The organism is Achromobacter insuavis (assembly GCF_902859645.1).
Lineage (GTDB): Bacteria > Pseudomonadota > Gammaproteobacteria > Burkholderiales > Burkholderiaceae_B > Achromobacter > Achromobacter insuavis.
In genome coordinates, this window is record NZ_CADIJR010000124.1 from 1 (window position 1) to 11,624 (window position 11,624).

General features: G+C 70.6%; 10 protein-coding genes. 8 read left to right on the forward strand and 2 right to left on the reverse strand.

Going from position 1 to position 11,624, the window contains the following annotated elements:
- On the forward strand, positions 1-691 hold a 691-nt coding region (locus tag H0523_RS30295; RefSeq protein ID WP_180180263.1), incomplete at its 5' end, for a VRR-NUC domain-containing protein.
- Positions 688-2,958, forward strand: coding sequence for an ATP-dependent DNA helicase (locus tag H0523_RS30300; protein WP_054460985.1), 2,271 nt, complete (start codon positions 688-690; stop codon positions 2,956-2,958). The genes H0523_RS30295 and H0523_RS30300, both read left to right, overlap by 4 nt.
- 60 nt (positions 2,959-3,018) lie before the next feature.
- Here the strand turns inward: H0523_RS30300 and H0523_RS30305 are convergent, their stop codons facing one another.
- Positions 3,019-3,429, reverse strand: coding sequence for a group III truncated hemoglobin (locus tag H0523_RS30305; protein WP_054434737.1), 411 nt, complete (start codon positions 3,427-3,429; stop codon positions 3,019-3,021).
- Between the two features lie 211 nt (positions 3,430-3,640).
- A complete protein-coding gene (locus H0523_RS30310) occupies positions 3,641-5,170 on the reverse strand; it encodes an MFS transporter (RefSeq protein WP_054434697.1) in 1,530 nt (509 codons plus the stop codon).
- 171 nt (positions 5,171-5,341) lie between these two features.
- On the opposite strand from H0523_RS30310, the gene H0523_RS30315 reads away from it, so the two are divergent.
- From H0523_RS30315 to H0523_RS30340, 6 genes are all read left to right on the forward strand, one after another.
- The gene (locus tag H0523_RS30315) at positions 5,342-6,226 is read left to right on the forward strand and encodes a LysR family transcriptional regulator (RefSeq protein ID WP_054434699.1); all 885 of its coding nucleotides are present in this window, start codon (positions 5,342-5,344) and stop codon (positions 6,224-6,226) included.
- A 78-nt stretch (positions 6,227-6,304) separates the two neighbouring features.
- Positions 6,305-6,811 (forward strand): PaaI family thioesterase, encoded by a 507-nt coding sequence (locus H0523_RS30320; protein WP_054434701.1) that lies wholly within the window; start codon positions 6,305-6,307, stop codon positions 6,809-6,811.
- A gap of 111 nt (positions 6,812-6,922) precedes the next feature.
- The gene (locus H0523_RS30325) at positions 6,923-8,395 is read left to right on the forward strand and encodes an amidase (RefSeq protein WP_054434703.1); all 1,473 of its coding nucleotides are present in this window, start codon (positions 6,923-6,925) and stop codon (positions 8,393-8,395) included.
- A 202-nt stretch (positions 8,396-8,597) separates the two neighbouring features.
- Complete coding sequence (locus tag H0523_RS30330) at positions 8,598-10,217, forward strand: methyl-accepting chemotaxis protein (RefSeq protein ID WP_054434705.1); 1,620 nt, start codon at positions 8,598-8,600, stop codon at positions 10,215-10,217.
- A gap of 6 nt (positions 10,218-10,223) precedes the next feature.
- The gene (locus tag H0523_RS30335; protein WP_054434707.1) at positions 10,224-10,760 is read left to right on the forward strand and encodes a chemotaxis protein CheW; all 537 of its coding nucleotides are present in this window, start codon (positions 10,224-10,226) and stop codon (positions 10,758-10,760) included.
- A partial coding sequence (locus H0523_RS30340; RefSeq protein WP_180180264.1) for a CheR family methyltransferase occupies positions 10,757-11,624 on the forward strand: 868 nt, incomplete at its 3' end. The genes H0523_RS30335 and H0523_RS30340, both read left to right, overlap by 4 nt.

Genomic DNA, 11,624 nt, shown 5'->3' on the forward strand with positions numbered 1-11,624 from the left:
CCCGGTCACGCGTTTCGACCTGGCGCTCGAGCGGCCCGCGCCGCCGGCGCCGGTCGAGTTCGCCGCGCGCGATCACCTGCACCGCGACGACGCACCGGTCCATTACGTCGAGAACACGCTGATCAATTCGCTGTTCGGCCTGCTGTGCTGGCCGGCCGTATTCGCGCCGCTGCCGGGCGCGTTTTTCCATCCGTTCCAGCGCGGGCCGGCCGACCTGGACGCGCCCGATTTCCACGCGCGGCGCGAGGCGCTGTTCGCCGCCTGCCTGGCGCAGCTGGACACGGGCGAATACCGCGCCACCATCCGCCAGCGCTACGCCGACAAACAGGGCGTGCAGTCGCCGTTCGTCTTCTGGGGCGCGCTGGACGAACCGCTGCTGGAGCGGGCGCTGGATCATCTGCCGGCGGCGCACCTGAAGCTGTTCTTCCTGCGGCTGCTGCGCGACGTCAAGGCCAACCGCTCGGGCCTGCCCGATCTGATCCGCTTCCAGCCGGACGCGCCTGGCTATGAACTCATCGAGATCAAGGGGCCGGGCGACAAGCTGCAGGACAACCAGATCCGCTGGCTGGCGTACTGCGCCGAACACGGCATGCCGGTGCGCGTCTGCCATGTCAGCTGGCGCGAGCCGGCGTCCGCGCCGCAGCCGCCGGCCCCGGCGTCGCGCGCGGCCTCGAGCGAGCCGGCGCCATGAGCTACGCCGTGGCGGTGCGCGCGCTCTGCGAATTCACGGCCCGCGCGGGCGACCTGGACCTGCGCTTCACGCCCGCGCCCAGCGGCCTGGAAGGCATGGCCGGCCACGCCGCCGTGACGGGCCGGCGCGGGCCCGCCTACGAAACCGAGGTGGCGCTCTCCGGGCAATACGACAACCTGTTGGTGCGCGGCCGCGCCGACGGCTACGACCCGGTCGCCAACCAGCTCGAAGAGATCAAGACCTACCGCGGCCGGCTCGACAGCGTGCGCGACAACCACCGCGCCGCCCATTGGGCCCAGGCGCGGGTCTACGGCCACCTGCTGTGCCAGGCGCGCGGCCTGGCGCAGATCCGCGTGGCGCTGGTGTACTTCAACGTCGCCACCGAAGAGGAAACTGTGCTGGTCGAGACCCGCGACGCGGCCTGGCTGGCGGCCTTCTTCCATGAACAGTGCGACCGCTTCCTGGCGTGGTCGCGCACTGAACTGGCGCACCGCCAGGCGCGCGACGCGGCGCTGGAACAGCTGGCGTTTCCGCATGGCGAGTTCCGCAGCGGCCAGCGCGAACTGGCGGTGTCGGTGTACCGCACCGCGCGCGATGGCCGCTGCCTGATGGCGCAGGCGCCCACCGGCATCGGCAAGACGCTGGGCACGCTGTTCCCGCTGCTCAAGGCCGGTCCGGGCGCCGGGCTCGACAAGGTCTTCTTCCTGGCGGCCAAGGGCTCGGGGCGCGGGCTGGCGCTGGTCGCGCTGGATACGCTGAACGCGCAGCCGGCCGCGCCCGGCCTGCGGGTGCTGGACCTGCAGGCGCGCGACAAGACCTGCGAGCATCCCGACAAGGCCTGCCACGGCGATTCCTGCCCGCTGGCGCAGGGCTTCTACGACCGCCTGCCGGCCGCGCGCGAGACGGCGCTGGCCCAGCCACGGCTGGATGCGCCGGCGGTGCGCGCCGCCGCCCGCGCCCACCAGGTCTGCCCGTACTACCTGTCGCAGGAATTGATCCGCTGGAGCGACGTGGTGGTGGGCGACTACAACTACTACTACGACGCCACCGCCATGCTGCACGCGCTGACCCAGGCGCACCAATGGAAGGTGGCGGTGCTGGTGGACGAGGCGCATAACCTGGTCGACCGCGCGCGCCGCATGTACACCGGCGAACTGAACCAGCTCGGGCTGGCGGCGGCGCGCCAGGCCGCGCCCAAGGCGCTGAAAAAGCCGCTGGACGGGCTGCAGCGGTCCTGGACCGCGCTCAACAAGAAGCAGGCCGAGGCCTACCAGGCCTACGACGAGGCGCCGGCCGGCGTGCTGGCGGCGGTGCAGAAGGCGGTGGCCGCCATCACCGACTACCTCGGCGAGGCGCCGCTGGCGCAGGACGATCCGGTGCTGGCGTTCTATTTCGAGGCGCTGCATTTCATGCGGCTGGCCGAGCAGTTCGGGCCGCACGCGCTGTTCGACGTGACGCGGGCCGAGGGCGGCGCGCGCGGCGCCAAGACGCCGCCGTCCACGCTGTGCGTGCGCAACGTGGTGCCGGCGCCGTACCTGGCGGCGCGGCACGCGGCCGCCCACGCGACCGTGCTGTTTTCCGGCACGTTGAGTCCGCAGCAGTTCTACCGCGACACCCTGGGCCTGCCGGCCGAGGCGGCCTGGATCGACGTGGCCGCGCCGTTCCAGGCCGAGCAGCTGGCGGTCAAGGTGGTCGGCCATGTGTCGACCCGCTACCGCGACCGCGAACGCTCGCTGGCGCCGATCGCCGACCTGATCGCCGACCAGTACGCGCGCCGGCCGGGCAACTACCTGGGCTTCCTGAGCAGTTTCGATTATTTGCGGCAGGTGGCCGACCTGATGCGCGCGCGCCATCCGCAGGTGCCGATCTGGCTGCAGACGCCGGGCATGGACGAAGCCGGCCGCGCCGCCTTCCTGGGGCGTTTCACCGAAAGCGGGCAGGGCGTGGGCTTCGCGGTCCTGGGCGGGGCGTTCTCCGAGGGCGTGGACCTGCCCGGCAAGCGCCTGATCGGCGCCTTCATCGCCACGCTGGGGCTGCCGCAGGTCAATGCGGTCAACGAGAACATCAAGCGCGCCATGGAGCGGCGCTACGGCGAGGCACAGGGCTACGACTACACCTATCTCTATCCCGGCATGCAGAAGGTGGTGCAGGCGGCGGGCCGCGTCATCCGCACCGAGCACGACGTGGGCACGGTGCACCTGATCGACGACCGCTACCGCCGCGCCAAGGTGCGCAACCTGCTGCCGAGCTGGTGGCGGGTGGACTAGACGGGGGGCGGCGCCGGCGCCAGCATTCGCGCGAGACGCTTCTGGATGCAGGCCGAGGCGCTAGGCGGTGGCCGAGCGCAGTTCCGTCAGCGGCTGGTTCGGATCGCGGCTGAGCTGGTAGCCGTACCACAGGCTGCGCGCCATGCGCTTGGCCATCTCGCCGGCGGCGTCGGCCAGCGCGCGGTTGGGCAGGGCCGCCAGGGTCTCGCCCCACAGGACCAGCCAGCGCTCGAACAGCTCGGCGCTCAGGTGCGGCATCGCGGCGTGCTTGGGCATGGGCATGCCGGTGAAGCGCCGCGTGCCCAGCAGCACGGCCGACCAGAAATCCGACAGCGTGGCCAGGTGTTCGTCCCAGTCGTGCACCTGGGCCGCGAACACCGGGCCGAGCGCGGCGTCGGCGCGGGCCTTGGCGTAGAACGTATGCACCAGGTCGCGGATTTCGGCTTCGGTGCAGATGTCGGGTTCGGGCAGGTCTGGTTCGGACAACAGGGTCTCCTGGCGGCGTGGAACGGCAGCGCGAATAGTAGGGCGCGGCGGCGCGGGGACGGATTGATCTGGCGCAAACCGCCGCGAGGCCCGCACGCCCGCGCGCGCCCGGTTCTATGCGGCTGGCGAGCAATGCGCTCAGGCCCCGCGGCGGGTAATCAATGCGCCCGGGCCATGCGAGCCATGCGGCCAGCGTTCAATGCGCCTGGGTCCGCACGCGCGCCATCGGCGCCGTCTCGGGCCGCGCCAGCAAGGCGTAGACCAGCACGGCCAGCGCCAGCGCGAAGCCCGCCAGCGCATACAGCACCTGGCCGAAGGCCAGGTCGTAGGCGTGGTGCAGCAGGTTGCCGGCGCCGGGCAGCAACGCGCCCGCCTCGTCCAGCTGGCCCAGCGCCGCGCGGTTGGCGGCCTGCAGCAGCGCCTGGGCGCCCGCGTCGGGCAGGGCGGTGGCGGCCTGGGCATGGATCAGCGTGGCCAGCAGGGCGCTGATGGCGGCGATGGCCACGCCATCGGCGGACACGCGCACGGTGTTGAAGATGCCGGTGGCCATGCCGACCCGTTCATGTTCCACCACGCTGACCGCCATGGCGTCCATCAGGCCCCAGGGCAGGCCGATGCCGATGCCGATCAGGCTCATCGGCAGCCACAGCCGGTCGGCGTCGCCGCCCAGGTCGCGGGCCAGCCAGGCCAGGCCGAGGGCCGCCAGCACCAGGCCGGTGCTGGACAGCGCGGCGGGGCTGAAGCGGCGCGTCAGCAGCGCCGCCAGGAACGGCACCACCAGCAGCGGCGTGGCCAGGCCCATCATCAATTGGCCGGCGCGCAGCGCGCTGTGGCCGTCGATGCCGATGAAGCGGCTGGGCAGGAGGGCGATCAGCGCGATGAACAGAAATGCCGGCGACGCCGCCAGCGCCTGCACGCCGACAAAGCGCGGGCGGCGGAACAGCGACAGGTCCAGCATCGGGTGCGTGGCGCGGAGCTCGGTGCGGATGAAGGCGATGCCCAGCAGCGCCGAGGCCAGCAGCGAGCCGGCCACCGCTGTGTCGGTCCAGCCGTTTTCGGGGGCGAGCAGCATGCCGTAGGTGAACAGCCCCAGCGCGCCCGTGAAACTGAGCGCGCCGCGCCAGTCGAAGCGGCCGCCGGCCGCGCCCGCGGTGGCGCGCACGCTGGCGGCGACCAGCGCCAGCCCGGCCAGCCCCACCAGTCCGGTGCCGTGGAACACCCAGCGCCAGCCGGCGGTCTGCACCAGCCAACCGGAGATCAGCGGTCCGAACGACAGGCCGATGCCGAAGGTGGTGCCCAGCAGGCTGAAGGCGCGGGCGCGCGCCGCGCCGTGGAACAGCGGCGCCAGCGACGACATGGCCGCGGCGAACGCGGCCGCGCCGCCCACGCCCTGCATCAGGCGCAGGAAGTCGATCCAGCCGGCCGACGGCGCCCAGGCGATGGGGAAGGTGAAGGCGCAGAACCAGGCCAGTCCGCCGAGCCAGACGCGGCGCGGGCCATACAGGTCGGTGAGGCTGCCGGACACCATGATGACGCTGCCGTAGGCCAGGATGTAGCCGTTGAGGATCCAGTTCAGCTGCACCGGCGTGCCGCCCAGCGCCTGGCTGATCGACGGCAGGACCACCGCCGGACCGGTGAAGCACAGGGGAATGAGCACGGCCGTGAGGCAGGCCGCCAGCAGTTGCAGCCAGCGGTTGGAGGCGGGTGAGGGATGCGATGGGGTCATGTCGGTAGAGCGGCGCGAAGCCGGGTTGGCAAACAGAAAAAGGGCGGGGGCGGCGCCTGGACGGCGCGCCATGGAACGCAATGCCGGCAGGATAGTGAGCCGCCGATAAAAGAAAAATAGGCTAGGATTCCGAATATTCCGGACATGGATGTCCGTATTGAAGGAAATGGGATGGACAGCCTGAGCGGTATCGGCGTTTTCGTGCTGGTGGCGGACACGCGCAGCTTTGCCGAGGCGGGGCGGGTGCTGGGCGTGTCGCCGTCGGCGGTGGGCAAGAGCGTGGCGCGGATGGAGGCGCACCTGAAGGTGCGGCTGTTCCATCGCAGTACGCGCCACATCACCCTGACTCCGGAGGGCGAGAAATTCCTGGAGCGCTGCCGCCGCATCCTGTGCGAAGTGGAAGCCGCCGAGCTGGAGCTGTCCGAGGCCGCGGGCACGCCCAGCGGCCGGCTGCGCGTCAGCCTGCCGCGCTACAGCCGGCTGTTCGAGCCGGCCATCGCCACCTTCATGAAGCAGTATCCGCAGGTGCGGCTGGACCTGGATTTCACCGACCGCATGGTCGACGTGATCGGCGAGGGCTATGACGCCGTGGTGCGCTCCGGCGAGATGCAGGATTCCGGCCTGAAGCGCCGCCGCCTGGGGCCGTTCCGCCGCATCCTGGCGGCCTCGCCCGATTACCTGGCGCGGCACGGCACCCCGCGCCGCGCCAGCGACCTGCTGCGCCACTGCTGCCTGCACTATCGCTATCCCAGCACCGGCAAGCTGGAGCAATGGCCGCTGAAGACGGCGGCCGGCGCGCCGCCGCCCGAGTTGCCGCTGACGCTGGTCTGCAACAGCGTCGAGACCCGCATCTTCCTGGCGGTGGGCGGGCTGGGGATCGTCTGCCTGCCGGATTTCACCGTCCGGGAAGAGCTGGCCGCGGGCAAGCTGGTGTCGGTGCTGGACGAACGCACCCGGGGCAATGCGACCATGTGGGCGGTGTGGCCCGCCAGCCGCCACCCCTCGCCCAAGCTGCGCGTGTTCGTCGATCACCTGGCGCAGCAGTTGTTCCCCTGAAACGGGGAAGCCTGGCCTGATATATGATGTTCGTCATATAACTCCCCAGACGATGTTTCCCCTTCAGGAGGACCGCGCATGACTTCCGTTTCGACTCCCGCCGGCAGCGCCGCCCCGCAACGCGAGCCCAGCCTGGTCGAACAGACCGGCGCCGGCCTGGACGGCCTGGCGCAACTGCGCGCCTTGCTGGCCTCGGGCCGCAAGCCGGGCATCCTGGTGTCGCTGGATTTCGATTTCGTCGAGGCCGAGGAAGGCCTGGCGGTGTTCGCCGGCACGCCCGGCCCGCACGCCTACAACCCGATCGGCACGGTGCATGGCGGCTATGCCGCGACCCTGCTGGATTCCGCTTGCGGCTGCGCGGTGCATTCGCGCCTGTCGGCCGAACAGGCCTACACCACGCTGGAACTCAAGGTGGCCTATCACAAGGCCATCACCCGTCACAGCGGCCGGCTGCGGGCGGAAGGCCGGGTGCTGTCGTTCGGCCAGCGGGTGGCGTACGCCGAAGCCAAGCTGACCGACGCCGAGGGCCGCCTGCTGGCGTCGGCGACCTCGACGCTGCTGGTGTTCGCGCGGCCGGCGGCCTGACACGGGGGCGTGGCGCGGCGCGCTGTGGCGCAGGTTGGTGCTGCGCTCCGCTTGTGCGCGGGGCTGGCGTAGTATCGTCGGCCTGCAACACAAAAAAGAGGAGACAACACCATGAATGCAGCCATCCCGGCGGCCCCCGGCCGCCTGGACGATATCGTCGCCATGCCCGCCCATGCGCTGTCGGACGCGATCCGGCAACGGCGCGTGTCCTGCCGCGAAGTGATGACGGCCTATCTGGGCCACATCGACGCGGTCAACCCCAAGCTCAATGCGCTGGTGGCGCGGCGCGAGCCGCCGGAACTGCTGCGCGAGGCCGATGAACGCGACGCGCAATTGGCGGCGGGGCAGTGGCTGGGCTGGCTGCACGGCATGCCGCAGGCGCCCAAGGACCTGACCGCGGTGCGCGGCATGGTGACCTCGATGGGCTCGCTGGTGTTCAAGGACCAGGTGACGGCCCACGACTCCATCCTGGTCGAGCGCATGCGCGCGGCCGGCGCCATTTTCATCGGCCGCACCAACGTGCCGGAGTTCGGCCTGGGCTCGCATACCTACAACCAGGTGTACGGCACCACGGTCAACCCCTACGACGCTTCCAAGAGCGCCGGCGGCAGCAGCGGCGGCGCGGCGGCGGCCCTGGCCGCGCGCATGCTGCCGGTGGCCGACGGCAGCGATTTCGGCGGCTCGCTGCGCAATCCGGCGGCGTTCTGCAACGTGTACGGCATGCGGCCGTCGGCGGGGCGGGTGCCGTATGGCCCGTCCAACGAGGTGTTCCTCAAGCAGCTGTCGTACGAAGGCCCGATGGGCCGCACGCCGCGCGACGTGGCGCGGATGCTGTCGGTGATGGCGGGGCCCGATGCGCGCGTGCCGCTGTCGCTGGGCGACGATCCGACCGTGTTCGCGCAGTCGCTGGAGGCCGATCTGCGCGGTCGGCGCATCGGCTGGCTGGGCGACTGGGACGGCTATCTGGCGATGGAGCCGGGCATCCTGGACCTGTGCGTCCAGGCGCTGGCCGACCTGGGGTCGGCCGGCTGCCAGGTGGACGATTACCGCGTGCCGTTCGACGGCGAGCGGCTGTGGCGCATCTGGCTGGCCCACCGCCACCTGATGGTGGGCGGACAGTTCCATGCGCTGGTGAACGATCCGCGGACCCGCAAACTGGTCAAGCCGGCGCTGATCTGGGAGGTCGAGGGGCTGGACGGCATGACGGCGCGCCAGGTCTACCAGGCCACCGAGGAGCGCAGCGCCTGGTACCAGGCCGTGCTCGGCATCTTCAAGGAGGTGGACTACCTGGCGGTGCCGTCGGCGCAGGTGTTCCCGTTCGATGCGCAGCTGGACTGGCCCAGGGAGATCGCCGGGCGCGCCATGGACACCTACCACCGCTGGATGGAGACCGTCACGCCCTGGACGCTGGCCGGCTGCCCGGTCATCAGCGTGCCGGTGGGCTTCGGCGCCGCCGGACTGCCGATGGGCATGCAGCTGATCGGCCCGCCGCGCGGCGACCTGGCGGTGCTTCAGCTGGCGCACGCCCACGAACAGGTGCGCGACTGGGTCCAGGCCCGCCCGCCGCAGGGTTTGTGGGGCTAGGGCCGAAATTGACCGCAGGCTTGCGGCCGTTCGCTACGCGTTGTCACACGAAAACACAAGCCCGTGTAACCGGGCTTGGCTTTTTCCCGACGAAGCGGGCACGGAATTGCGGGTTTGCCCTGTTTTTCCGTAGCTGACAGCGCCCGCGTTTGCAATAATTGTCGATTATTTCCACATCCGGTCATGAATGGGGCGTCCCGGTATGAAGAATCTGACATTACGCGAGCGCATCATCGCCAGCTTCCTGGTGATCCTGGCCATCATGGGCTTGATGGTGGTGGTCGATTACCAGCGGCTGCTGCAGGTCGAGGCCGAGGCCAAGTCGATCAACACCGACGCCGTGCCGGGCATCTACTACAGCACCTCGATCCGGGCCTCCTGGTTCGCCGGCTTCGTGGCGGTGCAGGACGCCTTCAATACCGACACCGAGCAGGAGCGCCGCGCCGCGCTGGCGGCCCTGCCGCGCAGCGATCAGCAGCTGCAGGAGAACATCGACCAGTACCGCCGCACGGTGCTGCGCGGCGAAGACCAGCGCATGTTCGAGGAATTCGAGAAGACGCTGCAGGCCTACATGCGCATCCGCGCGGAGATCCTGGACCCGGCCGTGTCGACCGATCCGGCGCGGGCCCAGGCCAAGATCAAGGCCGATCTGCGTCCGGCGTTCTACCTCGGCCGCGACGTGCTGGCCAACATGGTGGCGGCCAACAAGCAGCAGGCCGATGAATCGGCCATCAGCATCCAGCGGGCGGTGGACAAGGCCGAGGTCGGCATGCTGGCGTCGCTGGCGCTGGCGATCATCGCCGCGATCATCTGCGGCATTCTGCTGATGCGCGCCATCGTCAACCCGATGAACAGCATCGTCAAGACGCTGGAAGCCACCGGCGGCGGCGACCTGACGCGCCGCCTGACGCTGTCGCGCAAGGATGAATTCAACGCCATCGAGGGCGGCTTCAACGGCATGGTCGACGAGCTGACCGGGCTGGTCGGCAAGACCCAGCGTTCGGCGGTGCAGGTGGCCACGTCGGTGACCGAGATCGCGGCCACCTCCAAGCAGCAGCAGGCCACCGCGTCGGAAGTGGCGGCCACCACCACCGAGATCGGCGCGACCTCGCGCGAGATCTCGGCGACTTCGCGCGAGCTGGTGCGCACCATGACCGAGGTGTCGAACGCGGCCGAGCAGACCGCGTCGCTGGCCGGCAGCGGCCAGGTCGGCCTGGCGCGCATGGAAGACACCATGCGCAACGTGGTCGGCGCGGCCGGCTCGGTCAACGCCAAGCTGGCGATCCTGAACGAGAAGGCCGGCAATATCACGCAAGTGGTCACCACGATCACGAAGGTGGCCGACCAGACCAACCTGCTGTCGCTGAACGCCGCCATCGAGGCCGAGAAGGCCGGCGAGTACGGCCGCGGCTTCGTGGTGGTGGCGACCGAGATCCGGCGCCTGGCGGACCAGACCGCCGTGGCCACCTACGACATCGAGCAGATGGTGCGCGAGATCCAGTCGTCGGTGTCGGCCGGCGTGATGGGCATGGACAAGTTTTCGGAAGAGGTGCGCCGCGGCATGGCCGACATGCAGCAGGTGGGCGACCAGCTGTCGCAGATCATCCAGCAGGTGCAGACGCTGGCGCCGCGCGTGCTGATGGTCAACGAGGGCATGCAGGCGCAGGCCACGGGCGCCGAGCAGATCAACCAGGCGCTGCAGCAGCTGAGCGACGCGGCCCAGCAGACGGTGGAATCGCTGCGCCAGTCGAGCCTGGCGATCGAGGAGCTGACGCTGGTGGCCAACGACCTGCGCAGCGGCGTGTCGCGCTTCAAGGTCTGACGTTCCATGCCCGACCAGGCCCCGATCCCGTCCGCGGCCGCCGGCGCCACCGCCCGGCGCCGGCTGTACCTGCTGTTCCGCATCGCCGCGGACCGCTATGCGCTGGACGCGGCCGACGTGATCGAAGTGCTGGGCATGCGCACGTTCAAGCAGGTGCCGGGCACGCCGCCCTGGGTGGCGGGCATGTTCGATTGCCGCGGCGCGGCCGTGCCGGCCATCGACCTGAGCGCGCTGGCCGGCGCCGGCGCCGCGACGCTGGTGACCAGCACGCGGCTGGCGCTGGTGCGCTACCGGCCGGCGGGCGCCCACGAGGAACGCCTGCTGGGGCTGATCCTGGAGCAGGCCACCGAGACCGCGCACTATGATCCGGCGGCGTTCCAGCCGGTCGGGCTGGAGACGCCGCAGGCGCGCTACCTGGGGCCGGTGCTGAGCGACGGCCGCGGCATGGTGCAGGCGGTCAAGGTGGCCGACCTGTTGCCCGAGGCGGTGCGGGCGCTGCTGTTTCCGGCCGCGATGGCGTCGGACGAAGGAGCCCGGGCATGACAAGGGTGGATGACTTCAGCGCGGCGCTCAAGCGCAAGATGGGGCTGGACAGCGGCTCCATCGGCAGCGCCGCGATCGAGCGCGCGGTGCGCCACCGCATGCAGGCGGCGGGCAGCGACGACGAGCAGGATTACCTGGCGCTGCTGCAGACCTCGCCGGCCGAGATGCAGCAGCTGATCGAGGCGGTGATCGTGCCGGAGACCTGGTTCTTCCGCTATCCGGAATCGCAGGCGGCGATGGCCTCGCTGGCGCGCGAGCGCCTGTTCGCGCCGGGCGCCGAGGCGCGCGTGCTGCGGGTGCTGAGCGTGCCCTGTTCCAGCGGCGAGGAGCCGTATTCCATCGCCATGGCGCTGCTCGATGCCGGGGTGCCGCCCGCTCGCTTCCAGATCGACGCGGTGGACATCAGCGAGCGCATGGTCGAGTTCGCCCGGCGCGCCTGTTATGGCCGCAATTCGTTCCGCGGCGACAACCTGTCGTACCGCGACCGCTATTTCACCGAGACCGCCGACGGCCATCAACTGGCCGACGTGGTGATGGCGCGGGTGCGCTTCCTGGCGGGCAATCTGTTCGATGCGCATCTGCTGCCGAACGTGCTGCCCTATGACTTCGTGTTCTGCCGCAACCTGCTGATCTATTTCGACGCCGCCACGCAGGAGCGGGCGGTGGCGCTGCTCAAGGGCTTCGCGCGCCGCGACGGCGTGCTGTTCGTGGGGCCGGCCGAGACCAGCCTGATGACTGGGCGGCGCCTGCCGGCGCTGCCGCTGGCGCGCGCCTTCGCCTTCCACGCCGAAGCGTCCAAGCCGGCCGAGCCGGTGGCGCCCGCTGCCTGGACGCCGCCCGCGCCGCGGCCGCTGGCGATGCATC